This is a genomic window from Dyadobacter sp. AC419 (genome assembly GCF_979253085.1).
The window spans coordinates 373,961-398,131 of the sequence record NZ_CEEDCD010000019.1 but is presented as its reverse complement, the minus strand read 5'-3'; the positions used below and the strand labels follow the sequence as shown (position 1 = coordinate 398,131).

The window sequence follows — 24,171 nt, the reverse complement described above, 5'->3', positions numbered from 1 at the left end:
AAAATACAATTAGAGCACAAATGTATTTTGCGAAGCGAACACTTCCAAGCTATTTCCATAATAAACCTTCTGGTTACACTTTCACAGCCCAGATCGAAACCGAACTGCCTTTGACCGGAAACTCAGCCCAGCCATCTTCCTGGATTGTAATTTCATGATCAAAATGGCCCATGTAATCAACGAAGATCTTGCCTGCGTGCTGCTCGCCAACCTGCATAGACCTTGCCGTGTCGCCTGCAACTGCCAGCACAACTGCGCATCCGGAATGTTCGTGATCTTCATCTCCGGCTCTCACCCATCCGATGCAATCCTGTGATTCGAAATAATCGGTTTGCGGGCCGTAGGCAATGTTTTTTCTGACGTGCAGCAATGTTTCCAATCCGTTGAGCTTTTCCAGTGTAATGTCGTGCTGCTCGCCGTCGTTGCCTTCATCGCTGTAAGTAGAACCGTATAAATCGGTGTAGAAAACGCATGGGTAACCGGCTTCGCGAAGCAGAATCAATGAATATGCAAGCGGTCTGAACCATTGCTCCACCGTTTGTTCCAGCGATTGCAAAGGCTGCGTGTCATGATTTTCCACCAATGTTACGGCCAGTTCCGGATTAGTTTGGACCAATGTATTTTCAAAAACGGTCCGCAGGTCAAAGTTTTCCTTTTCCTTTGAAGCCCTGAAAAAATTGGCTTGCAAAGGCGCATCAAACAAGGAAATCCTGCCGCCCGTCGCTTCAATGTAAGCGTGCATCGAAGGCAGGTCATAAGGTGCCCAGTATTCTCCTACTGTGTAAAATTCCCTGTTGTATTTGCCGCGAAGATGATCCAGCCATTCCACAAAAAATTGCGGATCCATATGCTTGATCGCATCGAGCCGGAAACCATCCATGCCGAGCGTTTCGTAAAACCATTCACCCCAGCGTTTCAACTCTTCGCGCACGTGCGGATTACGGAACTCAACGTCCGAAAGCATCAGATAATCATAGTTGCCATTTTCCAAATCAAGGACATCCTGCCAGCCGTCGCCATATTCATTCTGAATGCTGTAAATCGCTGTTTCCTGCGTAGAAGCATTGTAATCGACACCTGAAAAGCACTGGTAATCCCAGACAAAATCTGAATATTTCCCATCCCTGCCCGGAAATGTAAACCTTGTATATGCTTCAATTTCTTTGGGTTCGCTGACGAATTCATTCCTGTTTTCAGGCGTAACCTCGCGCACGGTTACCAGCTCTTTTTCGTCCGCTCCGCCCATGTGGTTGAGGACAATGTCCGAGTACACATTCAATCCTGCCTCCTGCCCTTTCTTAACCGCTGCGATCAGCTCACTTTTGGTCCCGTATTTGGTGCGGACAGAGTCTTTTTGATCAAATTCGCCGAGGTCATACAAATCGTAAGAATCATATCCTGATGCTTTGTCTCCTGCCATTCCTTTGTGTGCCGGTGGCAGCCATACAGCGTCAAAACCCAAGGATTTTAGTCGCTGTGCTTCTGCTGCAAAGTGGTTCCACAGACTTCCATCCGCGGGATAATACCATTCAAAAAATTGCAGCATTGTGTAATTATCCATTTTATTTGTTTTAGTTGATGATTCTTAGTTTTGATTTTGCCCCGGCGTTCCCGCAGCATAGTAAAGTTCTGCGACGGCTTTCTGATAGCCTGCAACAAGCTCGGCCATCTTTATTTTCATGTCAATAAGCTTGGTTTCCCGTGCATTGATTAAAAACAATGTGCTTTCACCCAATTCAAACTTGGCCAGTTCCCCATTGAGCAGCACCTGCTGATTTTCAACACTTTTGACCTGAATAACCAGCTGCGACTCATAGGCGGCAAGGCTGTTGAAAGCATTGCGGATCCGCGTGTTGATTTCCCTTCCTGTTTGCTGGACGTCGAAGTTCAAAGCATGCTGCTTCACTTTAATTTCCTGCAACTTTCCGCGTTCAGCCCGTAGAAACAAGGGAAATGAAAAGTCGACGCCAAGCTTGTAATTACTAAATTGAAGGTCGTAATATTCAGGGACATAGGAACCGAAATCCGTTCTGCTGGTGATCAGTGACGCACTCACATTCAGCTTCGGTTTTAACATTTCACGCAGGTAATTTCTTTCCAGATCGAGCTGTAATCCTTTGTTTTTTAGCTTTAAAATGTCAGGATGTGTAGAAGCAGCATTGCCGATCAACGTTTCCACCTGATCTCTGTAATATGCGGTTATGGGCGATTCTGTGTCCTGAGGCAAATTGTTCGCGGGCAATTCCAATGGTTCCTCACGATTGTTCCAGAGATGGTTTGACATGATCAATCGCGCATTGTTGAGCTCAACCGTGATCTTGGCCAGCTGAATGCTGCGCTCCTGAAATGTAATGGCGGCTTCTACAGAATCAATGGCAGGCTTATCCCCGATCAATGTCTGATTTTTTACGGCAATGAACCGTGTATAGGCCAAATCCGCACCTTCCTTCACAAGCGCATACTGGCGATAGGCGTAAAACCAGTCCCAGTAACTTTTGACGGCATCGAACCAGACCTTATTGATCTCCCCAATCTTCTCAGCTTCTGCATAGTTAACCATCACCCGCGCCTGCCGCAACGTATTTCGCCGCGAATCGATCAGGAATCCCTGTCCTATGGGCACACTTCAGTCCCAATCCCGCCAGTCCGGGCACACTGGTCCGGGTTTCAGGATTTGTATTTTTTCCCACAAAACGATCATAACCTACTTTCAAATCTGCTCCTGCAAGCCACAAAGGCACTTTCAGCTCATTTGACCAGTTGTTATAATATTCAGTTCCGCCAAATGTTTTCCTTCCGAAATGGCTTTTCAGTGCAGGATCAAAACTTCCCCAGGCCTGCTGCACTTTGGTGCGCGCCTCGTCGCTAAGGAGTCCGGCCTGCTTTACCACCGGGTGATTCATCAGCACCATTTCTTCAAGATCCCTGAGTGCAAAAACGCGCGCAGCTTGTGTAGTATCCTGCTGTGCAAAGCCGGGGCTGGCAATCAGTAAAAACAGGATGCAGAAAAGACACTTATATTGATTCACAAAATTCATTTTAACCATGTTGAAGGTTGGCTTACTTCGCTCCTACCTGCGCTGCCGGCTCGGCTTCCAAACTTGGCGGAAATCCGTTGAGCTGTCGCCATATCTCATACCAAAGCGGAACGGAACGCAAGATCACACGTCCATACACACCCGAACCCTGGCGCAACTGCTTAGGCCACGGCTGGTCTTTGTCGGGCACCGGATCGGCGGGTTTTACCAATAAGCGATATTTCCCGCCCTCGCTGCTCACCAGATCAATCACAGAAACCCTTCCTGCAAAAGTCCCGACCGCAACCGACGGCCATCCCGAAAACTGCACGGAAGGCCAGCCCTCAAATTGAAGCCGCACATCGCTGTTGTTTAGGATCAGCGGAACATCCATTGCATCCACATAAATCTCAGCAGCAACCAATGGCGATTGCGGCTGCAGCGTCGCGATGGATTCGCCTTCCTTGATATTTTCTCCAATCCCGGCTTTCAATGTCTTCACGACAAATCCGCTTTGCGGCGCGCGGACCACATATAATCCACGCCGAATGGCTGTATTAGAAATCTCATTTCGCAATTTCGAAATCTCCCCCTGCGCACTCACCTTACTCGAAAGCGCAGAGCTCATTTCAGACTGCGCCTTGGCGAGCGACTGCTCATATTCTGCGCGAATGTTATCAAGTTCAATCTGTGCATTCAGCAGTGATTGCACCGAGTTGCGCAGCTTGTTGTTCTGACTGATCACCTTTGCATTGTCCTCCTGCAACTTCATCCGCCGCGACTCAATGTCCGTGAGCGAAAAAAGTCCGTTTTGGTAGCCCGTTTCGTAACGCACCAACCTGGATTTGCTGATCTCGTAAAACCGCTGGATAGCAACCAGGTCTGCGCTGTCAATGCTCACATTGTTTTCTGCCTGATGCACTTTATTTTCCGCAGCATTCAGCTTAATGCCCAAGCCTCTGGTCAGTGCACGCATTTGCGCCGAAGTTGCCTCCATTTTTTGCGTCGCAGCGCCTTCGCTCCCTTCTTTGGCCGCCAGCTGTTCGCGCAGCCTCACAGGCAGTTCCGGGTCAAAATAAGACTGACTTGTTTCTGAAATGATCAGGATCGTATCGCCGATATTGACGTGCTGCCCTTCACGTACAGCCCAATGCTCTATGCGCCCGCCAATCTGGTTCTGAACGGTTTGCGGCCGGTCCTCCGGGCGTAATGCGGTGACATTACCGCGACCCGGGATGGTTTGGCGCCATGGCAAAAACATAGTGATGATGAACACAAACAGCAGCGCGAGCATGATTTTGCCTAACAATCTCGGGCCCCTCGTTTCCAGGATCTGATCCCTGGACAGCATTCCCATTTCTTCCCATTTACGGTTGTCGTTGGTTTTCTTAGCCATTTGTCACCTCACTTTCTTCAAGTTCAAGGTCTGTGACAACGGCCAGTTTTTCGCTACCGGTCACCATATCAAAAATCGTATTCAAACTGGTCATGAATTTTTCAACTGCATAGCTGATTTGCACAATGATCACTTCCGCCGCAACAAACTGCCCGAGTGTCATTTGACGCTGGATCACATAGTAAGAACCCATCAAAAGCAAACCGCCCATTAAGACCGTCCGCAAAACCACCGAGCTTGCAAAGAATTTCCGGAGTATCTTGAAATGCGCATTCCTGGCTTTCAGATATTTCGAAGTAATCTTATCCGTCTGCGAAATCACTGTCCTGAGCTGATCCGGCTGATTCCGGTAATCGTCCAGATTGGCTGCCACTTTTTCAAGATAAGCCACCACTTCATATTTGTATTCCGATTCGTCAATGCTCGTTTCCACGCCTCTTTTGTAAAAAACAGCCAGCATTAACAAGATCACCAGCACGGTAAAAATCCCGAAAACGATAAAAACCGGGTGATAAAATGAAAGCAGAATAGCAGCGAAAAAGATCTGCACAGTTGCTGCAACCACGTCGACAAGCAACTTAGTAAGCCCTTTTTGAATGGTAATAACGTCGAAAAAGCGGTTTACAAGTTCAGGAGGATTTTCTCCGCTCAGCTCCTCCCTTTTGATCCTGGGAAACCGGTAAGCAAATTCCAATGTAGCCTTTGCAAAGATCCGCTGCTCGATCACCTCCACAAGCGTAAGCTGCGCGATGAGCAAAAGCCCGCCTACAACGACCCCGAGCAGCACGACGCCGATCAGGATGTAAGTTGAGCTGTATAAAGCACCATTGGAAAGGAAATTGAAAACGGCAGTGGTTCCAAGCGGAAGCGTCAGCCCGATAAGGCCGATCAGAATCGCATAAATGAAAATGTAATTAATTGTGGTCCTTTCAACGTAAAGCATCCCCATAAGTCTTTCCCAAGGGGTGGGAACTTCGACACGATGTCCTTTCTTCATTCTTTAATTGTTGTTAATCATTAGCCATCAGCATCATTGGTCTTTTAAATGATGAGTGACCGGGTCCGCATCCGCATTTAAGAAAATTGTGCCACCATACGTCACGCGATTTTGGCAATGATCATTTTGTGCCCGAAATCGTAGTTCTGTTATATTAATTTAAGCATTAATCTAATGATCGTCAAACATTCTAATCACTCTCTAATGATTATTAATCCCTCTCTAATGATTAAAATCAGCGCATTACAACCATCGGGAATATCGATTTCAGGATTTGAGAAAGGAAAGCGTCAGTTTATTTAGCCGAAAAACACAATAAGCAATTTTAACTAACGGTTACATAATACGTAAGAGGCAATTAATCGTTTTGCAAGATCGATTCACACCACTTCATAAAAGCCAGCCATGGAAATTGACAAGCATTACACAGTCGATTTACGGAATCTTCGACAAAAGCCAGCTTGCAAGTGCAGGCGGAAAAGGCGCAAACCTGGGCGAGCTGTCCACATTAAAAGGCATCCATGTTCCCGACGGGTTTTGCATTACAACGGAAGAATTCCGGGAAATTATTTCTAATGATGAAACGCTTGGTTCGCTCATTAATCGGCTTGCGCAAATGACAATTGGGGATGCCGAGGAAATCAAAGATCTCACTGCTAACATTCGATTAAGGATTGAAACAAGTGTAATTCCTGATCACATTCAGAAAGAAATCTCGGATCGCCTTCGGCATTTTGGTGAGCGGGTGGCTTATGCGGTCCGGTCGAGTGCGACGGCGGAGGATTTGCCGGGTTGGTCATTTGCCGGGCAGCAGGATACGTATCTAAATGTCTTGGGGCAAGATGCAGTTTTAGCGCATGTCCGAAAATGCTGGGCATCGCTTTTTACAGATCGGGCGGTGCATTATCGGATGCAAAACGGCTTTGATCACCGGAATGTGCAGCTTGCCGTCATTGTTCAAAAAATGATTTTTCCAGATGTGGCGGGCATTCTGTTCACGGCTGATCCTGTCAGCGGCAATCAGGAATGTGACTGCCATTGACGCCAGTTTCGGCCTCGGCGAAGCGCTCGTCTCCGGCATTGTCAATGCGGATCATTATAAAGTGCGAGACGGCGCTATCATTCAAAAACAAATCGCTGTCAGAAAAGATCGCTATATCAGCATTGTCGGCAGGCAGCACAGAAACGCAGGAAATTGATGAAGCACAGCAGCAGATTCAGTCTTTGACAGACGAGCAGATTGTAAGTTTAGCACCATTAGGCAAGAAAATCGAAGCACATTTCGGGCAACCGCAAGACATTGAATGGTGCCTGGCCGATGGCATTTTTTACATTGTGCAAAGCCGCCCGATCACAACATTATATCCAATTCCCGAGATGCATACTGGCGAAAACGGGCGGCGGATTTATGTGTCCGTAGGCCATCAGCAAATGATGACGGACGCCATGAAGCCGCTGGGATTGTCGTTCTGGCTGCTGATCAATGCTGCGTCCATGCGCATTGCGGCCGGCAGATTGTTCGTCGACATTACTGCGATGCTCGCTTCGCCTGATGGCCGCAACCGCGTGTTTAATATGCTTGGAAAGTCTGACCCGCTCGTGAAAGATGCGCTGATAACTGCTCTAACCGGCGATTTTAAAGAATTGGTGCCCGCGGATTTTGACGTTAAACAATACGACGGAAAACCTGAAAGTTCGCAAACGCCGCCTCCGCAGATTCAATTAGATGATTGTGCAAAATTTGTCTCCGAGTTTATCGGGCAATGTGAAAGTTCGCTCGACAAACTGAAACGCGACATTCAGACGAAATCGGGCGCAGCATTGTTTGATTTTATCGTGGAAGATTTGCCGGAGTTCAAGAAGATCTTGTTCAATCCGCAAAGTTTTAAGACGCTTTCCGCCGTCATCGATGCGACTGCCTGGATCAATGAAAAAATGTACGATTGGCTCGGTGAAAAGAATGCGGCCGACACGCTGGCGCAATCCGTGCCCGGCAATGTCACTTCCGAAATGGGTCTCGCATTGCTGGACGTCGCAGATGTGATCCGCCCTTTTCCGGAAGTTGTTAGCTATTTTCAGCAAGTGAAGGATAGTTCGTTTTTAAATGCCTTGGAAAAATTAAATGGCGGAAAAGCGGCTCGGGAAGCGATTAATGCATTTTTAGACAAATATGGCATGCGGTGCACCGGCGAAATCGACATAACCCGCACGCGCTGGGCCGAAAATCCAACGGCACTTGTTCCGATCATTTTAAGCCACGTCAAAAGCTTCGCGCCTAATGTCAGCAGGCAGCGGTTCGAGCAGGGCCGGCAGGAAGCATGGAGGAAAGAGCAGGATTTGCTGGAACAATTAAGGCAATTGCCCGACGGAGAGCAGAAAGCCCGGGACACCAAACGAATGATTGACCTGATCCGAAATTTTGCAGGTTATCGCGAATATCCCAAATACGCGATGATCAACCGCTATTTTGTGTACAAGCAAGCATTGATGCAGGAAGCGGAAAAGCTCGTGGCGAGTCATGTGACTGACGCAAAAGAAGATGTGTTTTTTCTCAGTTTCGATGAATTCCGTGAAGCAGTCCGCAATGCGGAAAACGGCTCGCTCGACTCGGAAATGCTGAAACAGACTATAAATCAGCGCAAGTCTGATTACAAAATTTTCGATAAACTCACGCCTCCGCGAGTGATGACGTCCGAGGGCGAGCGCCTGGAGGGTTCCTACAACCGCGATAATGTGCCCGAAGGAGCATTGATCGGGCTGGCGGTTTCTGCGGGCATCATTGAAGGTCGCGCGCGGGTGATCTTGAATATGGAAGCGGCCCTTGCCGGAACAAGCGAACTGAAAAGCGGCGACATTCTCGTAACCGCCTTCACCGACCCAAGCTGGACGCCCCTTTTTGTTTCCGTAAAAGGCCTTGTCACCGAAGTCGGCGGATTAATGACCCACGGCGCAGTCATAGCCCGTGAATATGGTCTGCCCGCAGTCGTAGGTGTAGAAAATGCCACCAAACAAATCCGGGACGGCCAGCGAATCCGGGTTAACGGAACCGATGGCGTTGTTGAGATCCTGGACGAAGCCGTATAATTGAAGTACATGTTTGTTGAAAAAACATTAATTTACAATCTCACTAACATGCTCTTCGCCAATGCATTTCCAACTAACGTTCGTGATTTTCTTCCTTTTGAACTCAATTGTAGGGCAAGCGCAGCAGACGAAAGAACTTCCCAAAAACTGGCATCTTCTCGACGCGCAGGAAGATGGGTTTCCGGGCGTGAGTGTGGAGAAAGCCTACCGACTTTTGCTTAAAGATAAAAAGCCCGTCAGGCAAGTGATCGTAGCCATTATCGACACAGGCGTTGACTATGAACATCCGGATTTGAAAAATGTGGTTTGGCAGAACACAAAGGAAATCCCGGAAAACGGGCAGGATGACGACAAGAACGGTTATCCCGATGACGCGCGTGGCTGGAATTTTGTCGGCAGCACCGAGGCAGGTATTACAGAAGTGATCAGGGAATATGTGCGGCTGAGGAAAGATTTTGAAAGTACAACAGACAGCGCTGCGCTTGTTAAAAAGAAGGGTTACGATTACTGGAAAAAAATCCGGCAGGAAAAAGAGAAGTTTTACGCAGAAAATCTTGCCTATAAGAAGCGGTTTGAAAGCACCGTAACGGAGTACAAGGCGCTGATCGATTATTACAAGACAAATTTCAAGAAAGACTCGGTTGATTACCAAACGCTGCTCGCGTATCCCGTGCGGGCAAGCGAAGACAGCCTTTTACAGTCCTATTACAACGCGCGGCTCGGTGCATTTTCAGAACCGGTGATGGCTGGCGTTACGCTTGATGAACGGATGAAGGTTTTTGCAGATCTTGCCAAGTCATTCAGTGGACAGCTCTCTGTTGCGGACGCCGTGATCTCACATGACGATGTTACTTATTTCTCAGCCAGGGACAACATTACCGCCCCGAATGTGGACCATGGTAAAACCTATGGAAACAATGTAACAATGCCCAAAGATGACCATGGAACGGCATGTGCGGGCATTGTGGCTGCCGAGCGCAACAATGGCCAGGGGCAGGACGGGATCGCGGGCAATGTCCGCATTATGCCCATCCGGATTTTCGTTTCCTCGCAGGAAGATGAGATCGACAAAGACGTCGCCTATGCCATTGAATATGCAGTGGACAATGGCGCACAGGTGATTAACATGAGTTTCGGCAAATATTTTTCCCCACAAAAATCCAAAGTCGACAGGGCCATTGCTTATGCTGAAACCAAAGGTGTGCTGCTCATTTCGGGTGCCGGCAATGAAGGAAACAATGTAGATAGCCTGCCTATGTACCCGACTGCCCTTTCTTTGAATAACAAAGTCGCATCTAACTTCATAAAAGTAGGCGCCACGTCGTCAGACAGCACATTAGTTGCTGAATACAGCAATTACGGAAAGAAATCGGTGGACATTTTCGCGCCGGGAAGTGACATTTTTACCACTGCAATCCATGGAAAATATCTGACGGAAAGCGGCACGAGCTTTGCAGCTCCAATGGTGTCTGGCATTGCTGCACTGATTTGGAGCTATTATCCGTCCCTGACCTACAAACAGGTTAGATCATGCATTGAAAATTCAGCTTCACCGATCCAAACCCTGGTTATAAAGCCCGGGACTGAACAAAAAGTCCCGTTCAGTTCGCTAAGTCGCACCGGAGGCGTCGTAAATGCTTACAAAGCACTTAAACTCGCCGGGGCGATTTATAAAAAGAAATAAACTTTGACCGAGAACCCATCAAGGCTCAAAAATGATCCTGGCCATGAAGCTCATGCCGTCGTTTTGGAAGTTGGTTGGGATGCCGGTTACGAGTCCCAGCGCGAGGTTGGGAGCTAAAACGAGTTTCACTTGCGGGCGCACAACGGTGTGGCGGCTCATGGCTGACGATTCATCATTGACCTCGACGCCTACGAAGTGACCACTCGGCAACACATAATGCATGCTGGCATTGACCTGATAAAAAAGCTCTTTTTTGGATTCTCCAGGCGTAATTTCCCATTCCGGGCCAGTGTAAAGCATCGTGTTGATCCGGTTTCCCCATTTTTTGGCAACAATAAAGAAAGGACTGATCGAATTACCTTTCAGCATGCCACGGCCGTGGTTAATGGAGTAAAAGGAATGCGCGCGAAACTCGTGCATATAACCCGCAGCCATGGACATTTGCTGTTTTTCTGAAACTAAAAAAGTATACTGTGCAGCCAGTTTAAGTCCTTCTACGCGATTTCTTGGAATGTCGGCTCCTTCCTGCGCATTGGCCGCGCGGTAAAATGCAAACGGAACTTCAACTTCCAGACCAAGCCGGTTCACTGGTGAAAATTCATATTCGACAAACGAATGGTTAATGCTGTAATCCTTGTGCCCTTCAATGCCATAACCGACATTCCACTCCTTCTCGCCTTTTCTCGCTCCGAGGTCACGGATCAAATCCATGTACAGCGGCTCGGCGTGACGTATTTTCAATGGTTTTGGTTTTTGAATTGAATCATTTTGAGCCATGGCGGACAGCATTGTCGACGCGAACAGCAATGTAGTGATGATGAAGTTTTTCATGCCTTTAACTGTTTTTTCTTACAATGTTAAAGGGCAAAACCGGAAGGAATTGGGAATGAAACCGTCGTTACGTGTTTTCCGTCAAATAAATAATCAATTTTGAGTCCGTACAAATCCACAATGGCCTTCACAATGGCAAGACCAAGGCCCGTGTTGTTCTTATCGGCCGAGCCTTTGTGAAAACGGCGGAAGATTTTTTCCTGATCCAATGCCGCTGCTGCGCCCGAATTCGTGATTTTGAAATAATCCGTGCCCACTTCAATGTCAACTATTCCGTTCGTATGGTTGTGCACGATCGCATTTTTCATCAGATTAGAAATCAGGATAATCGCCAGATCCTTCTGCATAACCACGTTCAGCTGCGCATTTTCAACCATTGAAATCGTTACGCCTTTGTATTCTGCAAAATCGGTAAACTCTTCTTTCAGGTCATTAAAAACTGCATTGACAGAAACATTTTCAGTGCTGCCGAACTGGCGGTTTTCTATTTTTGAAAGCAATAAAAGGGATTTGTTCAAGCGCGTCAATCGTTCGAGCGTTTGAATCACTTTGCCCACCGTTTCAAGATTTCCGTCGGTCAGCTCGTTTTTCTCAGCAAGCAGTTCAAGCTTGTTAATGCTGATCGCAATGGGCGTTTGCAGTTCGTGCGAAGCATTTTCGATAAATTGTTTCTGGCTGTTATAGGCTTCCAGTGCATGCTGCACGAGCGATGTCACCGACTCATTAAGCATAGCGAATTCCTTTACATTCGTGTCCACCGTTTTGAAAGACTGATCTTTTCCTAACCGGAAGTTTCTTAGCTGGTCAACGAGTTTGTAAAATGGCTGCCAGACCTTTTTGAGCAAAAAATTATTCACAACAAGAATGCTCGCGATCAATGCCAGATACAGCCATATCAAGGCAAAAAACAGATCTTCTATCAGATCGTCCTCTTCCACCATGGACGAGATCACCTTCAATTCATAATGTTTCTCACCCAGTCGGAATGCGGTGGTGAGCAGTCTGACGGGCTCCATATCCTTCTCATAAGGCATATACATGAGCGTATCCTTATGCACGTCTTTCATTTCTTCCGCACTTTTCCGGCTTATTTCGCGGATCTCATAATTCCCCTCGGCAAACTCGGTCTTGCGCAATGTGGACGGATCGTCGTGGACTTTTTGAATGATCAGCAGCTTATAGTTATCCAGTCCATCGTCCAGACTATCGTAAACTTCATCGAGCATATTGACATAAAAGATCACCGCCCAAACGCTGATGATCCCAAACAATGCAATTGCGAGATATTTTAATGTGTGATCGAGCAGATTCATAGCTGTACCAATTTGTAGCCAATGCCGTAAACAGCCTGGATCTCGACGTCGGCGTGGTTGTCTTTCAACTTTTTCCGAAGATTTTTGATCTGCGAATAAATGAATTCGTAATCGTCCGCCTGATCCATATGATCGCCCCAGACATGTTCGGCAAGGGAAGTTTTGTTGACCAGCCTGTTTTTGTTGACCACCATATAAGTAAGAATGTCAAATTCTTTCCGGTTCAGAACCAGAACCTGATCATTGATAGAAAGCGTCCTGCCTTCGGGATCGAGCGTAAGGTTGCCGATCACGACCAATGTTTTGCCTTGAAAAGAATTTCTGCGCAGCACGGATTTAACGTGTGCCCGCAATTCGGCAATGTGAAATGGCTTGGTCAGATAATCATCCGCCCCCAGATTTAACCCCGTTAATTTATCGTCGAGCGAATCTTTGGCAGAAATAATGATCACATTATCTGACTTTTCCAGGTTTTTGAGTTCCTGCAAAATGTCGAGCCCGCTCCCGCCCGGCAGCATAATGTCGAGTAAAATGCAGTCGTAATTGAAAGAGATAATCTTGTCAAGTGCTGATTGATAGTCAATTGTAGTTTCTACCAGATAGTTTTCGAGTTCCAGCGACTGCTGGATAACTTCCCTCAGATATTCTTCGTCTTCAATGATCAGTATCTTCATAGACTATAAAATTGCGCTTGAAAACTGGAAAGAATCTGGAAAAACCGTAAGAAACAAGATGTAATAACAATTTCATAACACTTAGCTGACAACCGGGTAACATTAGTCTGTGACTTTTGCGGATTAATTAAAACAGGCTGATGAAGAAAAATTTACTACTCCACGCGCTCTTGCTGTTGTTGCTTTGGGCGCCTAGCACTGCATTTGCTCAAAAGGCGGTGATCTCGGGCAAAATCATGGATGCCCAGAAGCTTTCCCTTCCCGGCGCAACAGTCAAAATTACTCCCGGCAATCAATACACCATTTCAGATGTGTATGGCAAATTTGAATTTCTGAATGTCAGTCCCGGCACTTACCAGCTGGAAGCGACTTATATGGGTTACCGCAATTATTCGCAAAATATCGTTGTGGAAACCGGCGGCGCGTCATCCTTTGAGCTCGTCCTGCAGGAAGGCGGGCTGGATATGAACGAGGTGGTCGTTTTGGGTGATCGCCTGAAAGGGCAGGCCAAGGCGCTTAACCAGCAACGGAACAATGACAACATTACAAATATCATTTCCTCGGACCAGGTGGGCCGTTTTCCGGACTCCAACATTGGCGACGCATTGAAAAGGGTTCCGGGCATCACCATGCAGAATGACCAGGGAGAAGCCAGGAACATCATCGTGCGCGGACTTGCGCCGGAGCTTAATTCGGTAACATTGAACGGCGACCGAATTCCTTCTGCGGAAGGTGACAACAGGCGCGTGCAAATGGACCTGATCCCTTCGGATATGATCTCGACCATTGAAGTAAACAAAACTCTAACACCCGATATGGACGCTGATGCCATCGGCGGGTCGGTCAATCTGGTGACGCGCGCGGCTCCAAACAGCCAGCGGATTTCGGCCACACTTTCATCGGGCTTCAACCCTATTCGTAACAAAGCCTTGTACACGGGCGGTTTTGTTTATGCAAATCGTTTTACCAAAAATGCCATTGGAATGGTCCTGAGCGGATCTTATAACAACAACAGTTACGGCTCGGATGACGTGGAGGCAGTTTGGGCGAAAGATGATTTCGGTAATGTATTTATCAACGAAAACGACGTCCGTAAATATGATGTGCAGCGCATGAGAAGAAGCCTTTCGGCCGCATTTGATTTTAAATTAGGTCAAAATCACACCATTACTGCCAATGCAATGTATAACTGGCGCGACGACATTGAAAACCGTTACCGCCTGCAAGTCGATGACATTGAGCCGATTTATGATGATAATGATAAAATTACCGGTTTTGAAGGCCGCGTAGCGAGACAAACCAAAGGCGGGATTGACAATAATAAAAATAAGAGCGGCCGTCTCGAAAGACAAACGGTGCAGAATTATTCAGTTCGCGGCGACCATTTGCTGAGCCCGAAAGTGGATATGGACTGGTCGGTAAGCTATTCCACGGCGAGCGAAGACCGGCCTAACGAACGCTACATTGGTTTCCGTGAAGGCGGTAACACGCTCATTTACAACAACGACTCACGCGCGCCGCTGATGACTCCGGTTGGACTGGATGCTGCCACATTGGGTTTGAATGAGATTACGGAAAACCATGATTTTACTAAGGAAACGGAATTGGGTGCGAAACTAAACCTCCGCTTCCCGCTTTCATTTGTTCCTGATCAAAAAGGCAGAATCCGCGTTGGTGCTCGTTTGAGGCTGAAAACGAAAGACAGGGACAACAATTTCTTTGAATACACACCTGTTAATGAGGATGACATTGCTACGCTTGGTGATGCTGCGACGGTTAACTGGCCGGGCAGTAATTTCCAGGCCGGATCGCATCTGGTGCCAGGGATATTTGCTTCAAACAAATTTCTGGGCGGATTGAATTTGGCCAACACGGCGCAATTCGAAGCAGAATCGGTGCCTGGGGAATTCCTGGGTGCGAATTATAATGCGAAAGAAAACATCGTGGCTGGCTATGTGCGGTTTGATCAGGATTTCAATGAAAAACTGTCGATGATCATTGGTGCGCGGTTGGAAAACACTTCCATTGATTACACGGGCAACATTATCGAGGATGAGGAAGAACTTGCGGGTGCGCGGTCGGTGAAAAACAATTATCTGAATGTGATGCCGAGCGTTTCTTTCCGCTATAACGCGACGGACAACTTCATCCTGAGAGCAGCTGCAACAACGGCGCTCGCACGTCCGAATTATTACGCACTGGCTCCGTACATTAGCATTATCCCGGGCGACCAGGAAATTTCGGCTGGTAACCCGGACCTTAAAGCGACTTATTCGTGGAATTTCGATTTAATGGCTGAAAATTATTTCGAGTCCGTTGGCTTGATTTCCGGCGGTGTTTTTTACAAAAATCTTAAAAATTTCATTTACACTTATCGCAACCAGCAATATTCAGAAGCCGATTTCAGCGCTGGATTTCCGGGCATTACCAACCCGATTTCGGCTGGCCAGCAGTGGGATTTTCTGCAATCTCGCAATGGTGACAATGTGAACATTTTTGGTTTTGAAATCGCGTTCCAAAGGCAGCTGGATTTCCTTCCCGGCTTTTTGAAAAACTTCGGGATTTACACCAATTACACCTTTACCAAATCATTCGCAGACGGCGTGTATAACGAAGACGGCGATGAAAGGACGGACGTTTCCCTGCCCGGAACTGCGCCGCATATGTTCAATGCATCGCTTTCCTGGGAAAATAAGCGCTTTTCGGCACGCCTTTCCGCCAATTACACAGCGGCTTACCTGGACGCGCTCGGCGGTGAGGATTTTGACGACATTTATTACGACAAACAGTTTTTCCTCGACGCCAACGCGGCTTACAAGATCACCAAAAACCTGCGCCTGTTTGCAGAAGCCAACAACCTGACCAATCAGCCATTGCGTTATTACCAAAGCATTTCGTCAAGAACAGTTCAGGCCGAATATTATCGTCCGCGATTTAATTTCGGATTGAAATTTGACATGACGAAGTAATAACCCATGAAAAACAACCCAATGCATTCATATTCTGCCCTATTTCTGCTTGCTTCATTAGGCTTCATTTCCTGCAATAACAGCCCGTCTTCTGATCAATCTACGGCAACTGACTCCACGATTATCCAGCCCGTTGTCGTCACGGATTCGGTTGTGCACGACACGGACGATCCTGCGATCTGGATCAATCCGGATGATCCTTCCAAAAGTCTGATCATTGGCACTGATAAGGATGCGGAGGGCGGTTTGTACGTTTTTGACCTTGCAGGAAAAATTCAGAAAGAGAAATTTGTTCCACTCAAAAGGCCTAACAATGTGGATGTTGCGTACGGACTAATGCTCTCAGGCAAAGCAACCGACATTGCAGTGGCCACAGAAAGGGAAGCAAACAAAATGCGCATTTTCACATTGCCGGATATGAAAGTAGCCGATGCAGGCGGCATTGAAGTCTTCAGAGGCGATTCAATGCAGGCGCCGATGGGCATTGCACTTTACACCCGCCCTTCGGACAAAGCCATCTTCGCAATTGTTGGGCGCAAGACCGGACCGGCTGAGGGATATTTGTGGCAATACAGGCTGCTGGACTATGGAAAAGGCAATGTTAAGGCTGATCTGGTGCGGAAATTTGGCAAATACAGCGGCAAAAAAGAGATTGAATCCATTGCCGTCGACAACGAAATGGGCTACGTTTACTATTCTGACGAACAGGTTGGCGTCCGGAAATATTATGCGGATCCAGATAGCAGCAGCAAAGAGCTGACATTGATTCCAAATACAGGTTTCACAGAGGATAACGAAGGCATTTCGATCTATAAAACGGGCCCGAAAACGGGTTACATTCTCGTTTCGGACCAGGGCGCTAACAAGTTCCACATTTTTAAAAGAGAAGGAACAGAAGCCGATCCGCACGCGCATACGCTCGTAAAAACGGTTAAAGTTGCAGCCATAAGCAGTGACGGTTCCGATGTGACCAGCCTTCCCCTTTCCCCCCAATTCCCAAAAGGTCTTTTTGTTGTGATGTCGGAGGGAAAGGTTTTCCACTATTATAAGTGGGAAGATATTATGGGCTCAAAACGTAATTGACATTAACATTATCCGTTGCCGTCACCCGATTTTTTGTCATCATTATTGATCCGTTTTTTCTGACGTGGTGCGCCGTTCATTTTACCAAATTCATATTTCAGATTGATGCGCCAGCCTCTGCGATACATGGCCACGTCCTGGACCTGAACAAAATTGGCGCCCACAAAATCGTTTCGCCAGCTGATCTTACGGTTAAACGGATTGTCATATCCGAATCCAATCGAGCCTTTTTTCTTCAAAATTTCTTTTTGAAAAACAATGTTGTAAAACCCGAATCCGCCAAATCTACCCTGAATGTTAACCCTGGCTGAGTTATAAAATCCGAACATTTGCGCCTTGAAACCCTTACCAAAATCGACGGTTGAATTGAGGTTGAGGCGATACATCCAGTCCGCATTCCGCGTTTTGAGTTCGGCGCTTTCGAGCACATTGTAAAACAGGTTCAGTGAGCCGTTGACGGTCCATTGTTTGATAATCTTGGTATTTGCGCTCAGGTTTACGCCATATGCAGCGTTTTCAGCCACATTCTGAAAAATCTGCGTCAGGACGCCGCTGCTGTCTACGGAGCTGATCTGTTCAATCGCATTCTTGGTTTTCCGCAGAAAAAACGATGCATTAATGCTCGTTGCGCCCATGGAAACACTATAATTCGCTTCCGCGGAATGTGTTAATTCAGGACTCAGATATGGATTGCCGCCATATTGATTTTTAGAATCCGACTGGTTAACATAAGGGTTCAGATAATAAAACTGCGGCCGCTGAATTCGCTGCGAGTAACTGAGGCGGATCTGCTGGTTTTTGGGCAAGCTCCGTGACAGGCTTACGCTAGGGATAAAATTTCCATAATCGTTGGAAAACGGCCTTGTCCCGTTTAAAAAGTTCGCCTGAATGAATGTGTGCTCATAACGGGCGCCCAGATTAAATGCCCAGTTTTTCTTAGGTGTGCGACTGTAAACCAGGTAAGCAGCCGCAACCTGCTGATTGTAATCAAAGATATTGGCAAGCTCCGGCACATCCACAAAATCCGTCGATCCGTCGAAGGCACTGGCAATGCGGTAATCGCTCAGGATGCGGCGGAAAATGGTTTTTGCTCCCATTTCAATGGTGTTAATGCTGTCCAATGGATTGGTAAAATCGAGCTGGAAAGTGCCTTCCTTATTGTTGTTAATGTTGTAGCTTTTTTCCCGGTAAAAAGTCTGGCCTTCGCGGTTCAGCACATTAGCCGAGTAATCGCTGTCCTCGCCTTCGAAAGCGTACATCATGAGCAGGTTAAGCTCTTTTTTTTGGTTTTGAAAAAAGGCGTGTGTAATCCACATTGAATGTGGCGCCTGCCCAGTCGTACGTCCGGCTCATATTCCGCTTGAAATATTCGCTCACAATGCCCTGTTGTTTTTCCTCAAATGTGATGTCAAACCCGTTGGTGTTGCGCCCGTCATAATAGTTGATGCCCGCCCCGATGCGGTTCAGCGAATCCACATCCCAATCCGCATTGACAGTCCCGTAGGTGTTCTTGCCATTGCCTTTGATAAATTGCCGCTGATCTTGCAAAAACAGTGTGTCTGCATCTGAAAAAGTGCGGAACTGATTCATTTCACGCTTGTTACGCCAGTTACTGAATCCTCCGTTTGCCGTGAAGCTGATGCCCTTATTCCGGTGATTAATGCTGGCATTAGGCCAGTTGTTCCATTGTCCGAAGTTGGGGCTTACCGAGCCGCTGGTGCCCTTTAATGCATTCTTTTTGGTGATGATGTTAATGATCCCGGCGGTTCCTTCGGCATCGTATTTTGCAGATGGTGAGGTGATTACTTCAACTTGTTTGATAATGTCGGCAGGAATCTGTTTCAAAGCGTCCGACACGCTCCGGGCGACCACACTGGAAGGTTTTCCGTTAATCAGCACTTTAATGTTCCCACTGCCTCGTAATTGAACATTGCCCTCAATGTCCACCGCGATAGACGGGATCTTTTTGAGGACGTCCGTTGCGTCGCCGCCGCGGATGCTGATGTCTTTTTCGGCGTTGTAAACCATCCGGTCCGAGCGTTCTTCAAACAAAGCCTTTTGCTCCGACACGGTCACTTCGCTGAGGTTCCGGACCGAGGCAGCCAATGTAATTTTGCCTAGATCAACGTCTTTCGTCTTCACATCAAATTTCTCGGTGTTTTTTGTCGCATAACCGATCAGCGAAGCCTGAATGGTGTAGTTCCCGGGATTTACTTTGTCAAATTGAAACACGCCGCTGGTGTCTGTGGTGACTCCCTGCTGTATTTTTCCATTTTGCAGCAAGGCAACATTGGCAAATTCCACGGGTCTGGCGGTCGCTGAATCGGCGAGAACGCCTTTAACTTTGAATTGTTGCGCCTGGGCAAATGCAATGCTTGCCACCGATGCGATCAGGGTGAGTAACGTTTGTTTCATATCAAGGCTAATGTCCAATATATCGCCGGACGGCGACGATAATGCAAAGACGACTCACCCCTGCTAATGTTGCACCGGAAGATTCAACAAATTTTATAAAGCCGTACAACCTTTTGCCTTTCTTGCGGCCTCTTTGATTCGAATGCACTAAAAAACATTGTATGACCTCAGAGGCTGAGCTTATTTCAGGATGCCTTTTAAACGACCGGATTGCGCAACGGCAATTGTACGACCGCTATAAAAAAGCGATGTACACACTTGCCTATCGCATAACGGGAGATTTTGACGATGCCAATGATGTGTTGCAGGATTCGTTTATGGACATTTTCAAACACCTCAGCCAGTTTCGGGGCGACTCCACGCTGGGGGCCTGGATTAAGCAGATCGTGGTCAGGAAATCTACAAAAAAGAAAAAAATTGTGGTCTGGAGGGACCTGGAAGAATACACAGGTGAAAGCATTGACTGGAACGAAGTAGAGATCAACACGGCACATCTGGAAACGGCTGTCCTGGCCCTGCCCGACGGCTTCCGCACCATTTTTGTGCTGGCAGAAGTGGAAGGTTACACGCACCGGGAGATTGCGGTGATGCTCAACATTACGGAGGGCACTTCTAAATCACAACTATTTCACGCGAAAAGAAAGCTGCGAAACATGCTTTCGCCAAGATAACAACTGCAATGGAAAAGAACCCGCATATATTAAAAGATGCCCTGGCCAAGCTGCCGCATTATTCGCCGGGAGAAGGCATATGGGCATCATTAAACCAGGAACTGAACGATCTGCCGCTGAAATCGGCTGTGGAGTCACTGCCCGAATACGAACCGGATGCCATGCTCTGGGACCTGATCGCTAAGGGCCAGACGGCAAGAAAAGCTGCATTTTACTGGCAGTATGCCGCCGCCGTGGTGTTGCTCGCAGGCGTTGCCGGGGTCTGGTTTATTGGTAAAAAATCAGGAAAACAAATTGCTTTCACGCAGGAAACCGTGGATCAGCGGTTGCAGGCAAGCGCCGATCAGGTGATCGATCAGGAATATGCCAAACTGAAAGCTTACTGCGAAACGGAAACATTGGTGTGCAGCAGCAGCGATTACAAAATGCTGCAGCAGGAATATGAAGAACTTGTCAGCGCGGCAGCGCAGCTCCAACAGGCGATCGGCAAATACAACGCAGAACCCGCACTCGTGCGGCAGTATGCAAACATTGAACAACAAAAGGCCCAGGTGTTGAACGAAATGGCCAAAATGATCTAGCATATGAAAAGGAATATTTATCTCAATTTTTTGCTCCTGGCCGTGCTTTGGGCGAGTGCCGCGGCGATGGCCTGTGCGCAGGGCGTGCTGCAGGTTGCCACCAAGACGATAGAAAAGAATGTGAAGGCCATACGCACATTGCATATCACGGCGGAAAAGGCGGACATTGAAATGATCACCTGGGATAAACCGGAGATTTCTATTATTATGGAATTGTCTGCGCGGCATCCTGAGAAAAACACCGCCGCGAATGACCTTTCGAAAGTCCAGTATATAGCCGACCGTAACGGAAAAGACTATTTCCTGCGCAACTACATTGTGCTCAAAGAAGGCGAAGCCAAGCCCGTTTCAAACCTTAGGGCACGTTATAAGATCCATTTGCCGGCATCTTGTGCGGTTGATCTGAAAAATTCTTTTGGCACGATCACATTAAAAGGACTGACCAATAACCTGCAACTGAAAGCGGACTTTTGCACAACTTATCTTGTCGATTTGAGCGGAAAAGGGCAAATGCAAACCTCTTTCGGCGAGCTGAAAGCGAACGAGATCTCCGGCGTCTTCACATTCCAGAGCGACCACACCAAAATGTCGCTGCAAAGCATTGCCGGGGTCATAAAGGTGGATGCGGTTTATGGGGATATCGAACTTTTCCCCGCCAGCGGACTCACAAGTCTGGGCATTAAATCGAAGAAGGCGGAGATTACATTGCAGACCAAAAACTGGCAGAACTTCGATTACACCATCAACAGCGCCTATGCGACTATGAAACTGCCCAATGGCTTCAAGTGGAAGCGCAACACGTCTGATTTCAAGGAAGCGTTTTTTTCCAAAAACCAGCTGGCCAATGTCAGCATTGAGGCGGAGTTTGGAGGGGTTACTGTCAAATAATATTTATTTAATGCTATTGTCATGAAAAAGAGCCTGGCTTCGCTTTTCCTTTTTTTTCTTTTCCAATTCACTTACGCTCAGGATTCCGTTCCGGTAACCTTCCACCAGGAGTCCGATACGCTGGTGAAACAACGGTTTATCGACCGTTACGAAAATGTTTTTATGACCAAAGTGCCTACGCGGCATATGTTCAAAGTTGCGGCTGTCGCTTCTGAGGTTCAGGGTAATGGAATCAACTTTGGTTATGAATATAAAATTCTCCCTTCTCTGTCTTTTGAAGCTTCCCTTTACACGCAATTCGATCGGGATAAGACGGCGCTGGCGACGGAGCTGCTGCATTTCAACTGGAAAGGCGTTAATCTTTGGGCTAATGCAAAAGCGCGCTGGTATTATAATATGAACCGGCGGATCAGGCAAGGGCTGAGCGCGAACAACTTCAGTGGAGGTTACTTCGCATTTTCTTACGAGCAGTCTTTGCAGCTGAGAGACACTTACTCAAACAAAAACGTGGCGCGGCTGGGATTGCTTTATGGTTTTCAGAGCCGGTTCTTAAATCGGGGATACATTGATTATTCGGTCGGGCTGTTCCAGAGTAAGCTTGGGAATAACTCCTACTTTCTTGAAGATCCGGCATTTTTCAAATCGAAAAACTTCGTTTTGGGGACGCAGGTCAACATTGGAATTGCATTTGGCGACTGGAAAAAGACCACAAATAACCCAATCTGCGATGTTTTGGTCTGTGATGAATCCATTCAAGATCAGTTTAAGATCGAGGTGCCCTACATCGCAATTGGCTTAAAGGATCAGGTGGCGCAGGCAGGACTGGCGTATGAAAGGCGCATTGGTAAAACACCACTTTCCATCCAGGGCGGCACTGAAATCTATTACGCAAACAGAACAACTCAAAACTTCTTCCACAGCAGATTTTTCAGCGCTGGCGCAGCACTTGAACTTCGCTATTATTTTCTGCAAAATTATATGATGCGGAGAGGGAAAACAGGCAGCAACTTTTCTGGTCCATATGTCGGGTTGCGGGGAGCATATGATGTGCACAGAGGAGAGATCACATACGTTTATCAGCCGGAGTTGAATAGAAAATTCAATTATGAGACGACCAGCGGCGAGTTGCATCTCGGATATCAGCAGCGGTTGTTCAAAAGACTTTACATCAACGGCTCCATTTTCTACCGCAAGCAAGCCATTTCCGGTGACCAGTTCATAGGCGCAACAAGACCGTTCCTTTCTTCAAAAATGACGATCGGTTTGACGTTGTAATACATTTATAATGCTATTGTCATGAAAAAGAGCCTCGCTCAGCTTTTCCTTTTACTTCTTTTCCACTGTGCTTACGCTCAGGACAGCATTCCCGTTACCTTCCGGCAGGAGCCTGATACGCTGACAAAACAGCGCTTCATCGACCGTTATGAGAATGTGTTTATGACCAAAGTGCCCACAAAGCAAATGTTTAAGTTAGGCACAATTGCGTCGCTTGTTCAGGGCATTGGCATCAGCCTTGGCTATGAATATAAGGTTCTTCCATCCCTATCCATTGAAGCGTCAGTTTATTCGCAGCTGAACAGCGATAATGTTGGATTGGCGTACCAGTTGCGCTATCTGGACTTGAGACGAATAAATTTCTGGGCAAATGCCAAAGCCCGTTGGTATTATAATATGAATAAGCGAATCGAAAGTGGCCAAAATGCTAACAATTTCAGCGGCGCTTATGTTGGGTTTACTTACGAACAGTCCGTTCTCAGGGGCCGTTACCTGGTCGACAGAAACGATTCCAGATTTGGATTTCTTTACGGATTTCAAAGCCGTTTTTTCAATAATGGATTTATCGATTTCTCCCTCGGTCTCTATCAGAAGGAAGTTCCGCAGCGATATGGTTTCTTCGATTATCAGGATGCCTTCAATTATAAAAACTTTGTGCTGGGCACGCAGGCGACGCTTGGAATCGCAATAGGCGACTGGAAAAAAAGCCGAACAAGCCCGGTATGTGACGTGATCGTTTGTGATGAGTCGATTCAGAGCCAGCTCAAAATAGAAATGCCTGACATTTCTTTGGGAATAACGAGCCAGAGAGCTCGTGCAGGCTTGTCGTATGAGTTCAAACTTGCAGATAGTCCGTTTTCACTGCAGGCAAATTCAAACATGATGCTATCCAATCTGGCAGCTCGGGAAAGAACGCATGTGACCTATTTGAATGCAAGCGTCGGTTTGGAATTCCGTTACTATTTCTTGCAAAAATGGATGATGAGACGCGGTAAAGCAGGAAGTAATTTTTCTGGTTTTTATGCTGCCCTGAAAGGAGACTACAACATTCACAGAATAAAAGAACATTACAATGCATCTTCTGATTTGAATGAAAAAACCAAGGGATTTGATGTTCCGTTGGTTTTGGGATATCAGCAACGGCTTTTCAGGAAAGTATACATTGACGCATCTGTATTTTATTCAAAATCGTATCAGTCCAGCTTTTATACTCCCCGCAATTCTACTCCGTTGCTTTCTTCAAAGATGACGATTGGTTTTACATTTTAAGACCTCGGAAGCATATTGACCAGT

At 47.1% G+C, this 24,171-nt stretch carries 21 protein-coding genes; 11 read left to right on the top strand and 10 right to left on the bottom strand.

Features of this window, described 5'->3' with window-relative positions:
• Positions 1-73: 73 nt before the first annotated feature.
• From AC0IYG_RS15235 to AC0IYG_RS15215, 5 genes are read right to left on the bottom strand one after another with little or no spacing between them, the layout of a single operon-like run.
• Positions 74-1,561: an alpha-amylase gene (locus AC0IYG_RS15235; RefSeq protein ID WP_471711920.1), complete on the bottom strand. Its 1,488-nt coding sequence runs from the start codon at positions 1,559-1,561 to the stop codon at positions 74-76.
• Positions 1,562-1,585: 24 nt separating this feature from the next.
• Positions 1,586-2,623 (bottom strand): TolC family protein, encoded by a 1,038-nt coding sequence (locus tag AC0IYG_RS15230; protein WP_471711919.1) that lies wholly within the window; start codon positions 2,621-2,623, stop codon positions 1,586-1,588.
• Positions 2,553-3,038, bottom strand: coding sequence for a hypothetical protein (locus tag AC0IYG_RS15225; RefSeq protein ID WP_471711918.1), 486 nt, complete (start codon positions 3,036-3,038; stop codon positions 2,553-2,555). The genes AC0IYG_RS15230 and AC0IYG_RS15225 overlap by 71 nt, the downstream gene beginning before the upstream one ends.
• 22 nt (positions 3,039-3,060) lie before the next feature.
• Positions 3,061-4,413, bottom strand: coding sequence for an HlyD family secretion protein (locus AC0IYG_RS15220; protein WP_471711917.1), 1,353 nt, complete (start codon positions 4,411-4,413; stop codon positions 3,061-3,063).
• Positions 4,406-5,410 carry an ABC transporter transmembrane domain-containing protein gene (locus AC0IYG_RS15215; RefSeq protein ID WP_471711916.1) on the bottom strand — a complete coding sequence of 335 codons (1,005 nt, stop codon included), beginning with the start codon at positions 5,408-5,410 and terminating at the stop codon, positions 4,406-4,408. The genes AC0IYG_RS15220 and AC0IYG_RS15215 overlap by 8 nt, the downstream gene beginning before the upstream one ends.
• A gap of 412 nt (positions 5,411-5,822) precedes the next feature.
• Between AC0IYG_RS15215 and AC0IYG_RS15210 the strand changes: the two genes are divergently transcribed.
• From AC0IYG_RS15210 to AC0IYG_RS15195, 4 genes are all read left to right on the top strand, one after another.
• Positions 5,823-6,452: a PEP/pyruvate-binding domain-containing protein gene (locus AC0IYG_RS15210; protein WP_471711915.1), complete on the top strand. Its 630-nt coding sequence runs from the start codon at positions 5,823-5,825 to the stop codon at positions 6,450-6,452.
• Positions 6,439-6,609, top strand: coding sequence for a hypothetical protein (locus AC0IYG_RS15205; RefSeq protein WP_471711914.1), 171 nt, complete (start codon positions 6,439-6,441; stop codon positions 6,607-6,609). Before AC0IYG_RS15210 ends, AC0IYG_RS15205 begins: the two co-directional genes overlap by 14 nt.
• Positions 6,575-8,494 carry a phosphoenolpyruvate synthase gene (gene ppsA / locus AC0IYG_RS15200; RefSeq protein ID WP_471711913.1) on the top strand — a complete coding sequence of 640 codons (1,920 nt, stop codon included), beginning with the start codon at positions 6,575-6,577 and terminating at the stop codon, positions 8,492-8,494. Before AC0IYG_RS15205 ends, ppsA begins: the two co-directional genes overlap by 35 nt.
• Before the next feature lie 61 nt (positions 8,495-8,555).
• Positions 8,556-10,178, top strand: a complete 1,623-nt coding sequence (locus AC0IYG_RS15195) for a S8 family serine peptidase (RefSeq protein WP_471711912.1) — start codon at positions 8,556-8,558, stop codon at positions 10,176-10,178.
• Positions 10,179-10,196: 18 nt separating this feature from the next.
• On the opposite strand, the gene AC0IYG_RS15190 is transcribed toward AC0IYG_RS15195, so the two are convergent.
• From AC0IYG_RS15190 to AC0IYG_RS15180, 3 genes are read right to left on the bottom strand one after another with little or no spacing between them, the layout of a single operon-like run.
• Positions 10,197-11,009: an HAEPLYID family protein gene (locus tag AC0IYG_RS15190; RefSeq protein ID WP_471711911.1), complete on the bottom strand. Its 813-nt coding sequence runs from the start codon at positions 11,007-11,009 to the stop codon at positions 10,197-10,199.
• A 26-nt stretch (positions 11,010-11,035) separates the two neighbouring features.
• Positions 11,036-12,322: a sensor histidine kinase gene (locus AC0IYG_RS15185; RefSeq protein ID WP_471711910.1), complete on the bottom strand. Its 1,287-nt coding sequence runs from the start codon at positions 12,320-12,322 to the stop codon at positions 11,036-11,038.
• A complete protein-coding gene (locus tag AC0IYG_RS15180) occupies positions 12,319-12,996 on the bottom strand; it encodes a response regulator transcription factor (protein WP_471711909.1) in 678 nt (225 codons plus the stop codon). Before AC0IYG_RS15180 ends, AC0IYG_RS15185 begins: the two co-directional genes overlap by 4 nt.
• 140 nt (positions 12,997-13,136) lie before the next feature.
• Here AC0IYG_RS15180 and AC0IYG_RS15175 point away from each other — a divergent pair, with 140 nt between their 5' ends.
• Positions 13,137-15,965 carry a TonB-dependent receptor gene (locus AC0IYG_RS15175; protein WP_471711908.1) on the top strand — a complete coding sequence of 943 codons (2,829 nt, stop codon included), beginning with the start codon at positions 13,137-13,139 and terminating at the stop codon, positions 15,963-15,965.
• Positions 15,966-15,986: 21 nt separating this feature from the next.
• Positions 15,987-17,048, top strand: coding sequence for a phytase (locus AC0IYG_RS15170; protein WP_471711907.1), 1,062 nt, complete (start codon positions 15,987-15,989; stop codon positions 17,046-17,048).
• Positions 17,049-17,056: 8 nt separating this feature from the next.
• On the opposite strand, the gene AC0IYG_RS15165 is transcribed toward AC0IYG_RS15170, so the two are convergent.
• On the bottom strand, positions 17,057-18,310 hold the full coding sequence (locus tag AC0IYG_RS15165) for an outer membrane beta-barrel family protein (RefSeq protein WP_471711906.1): 1,254 nt from the start codon (positions 18,308-18,310) through the stop codon (positions 17,057-17,059).
• A 7-nt stretch (positions 18,311-18,317) separates the two neighbouring features.
• Positions 18,318-19,463, bottom strand: a complete 1,146-nt coding sequence (locus AC0IYG_RS15160) for a TonB-dependent receptor (protein WP_471711905.1) — start codon at positions 19,461-19,463, stop codon at positions 18,318-18,320.
• Positions 19,464-19,624: 161 nt separating this feature from the next.
• Here AC0IYG_RS15160 and AC0IYG_RS15155 point away from each other — a divergent pair, with 161 nt between their 5' ends.
• From AC0IYG_RS15155 to AC0IYG_RS15135, 5 genes are read left to right on the top strand one after another with little or no spacing between them, the layout of a single operon-like run.
• Positions 19,625-20,134, top strand: coding sequence for an RNA polymerase sigma factor (locus AC0IYG_RS15155; RefSeq protein WP_471711904.1), 510 nt, complete (start codon positions 19,625-19,627; stop codon positions 20,132-20,134).
• Positions 20,135-20,142: 8 nt separating this feature from the next.
• Entirely contained in the window at positions 20,143-20,715 is a 573-nt protein-coding gene (locus tag AC0IYG_RS15150; protein ID WP_471711903.1) for a hypothetical protein, read from the top strand.
• Between the two features lie 3 nt (positions 20,716-20,718).
• Positions 20,719-21,603 (top strand): hypothetical protein, encoded by an 885-nt coding sequence (locus AC0IYG_RS15145; protein WP_471711902.1) that lies wholly within the window; start codon positions 20,719-20,721, stop codon positions 21,601-21,603.
• A 21-nt stretch (positions 21,604-21,624) separates the two neighbouring features.
• Positions 21,625-22,878 (top strand): hypothetical protein, encoded by a 1,254-nt coding sequence (locus tag AC0IYG_RS15140; protein ID WP_471711901.1) that lies wholly within the window; start codon positions 21,625-21,627, stop codon positions 22,876-22,878.
• A 21-nt stretch (positions 22,879-22,899) separates the two neighbouring features.
• On the top strand, positions 22,900-24,147 hold the full coding sequence (locus AC0IYG_RS15135) for a hypothetical protein (protein ID WP_471711900.1): 1,248 nt from the start codon (positions 22,900-22,902) through the stop codon (positions 24,145-24,147).
• Positions 24,148-24,171: the final 24 nt, after the last annotated feature.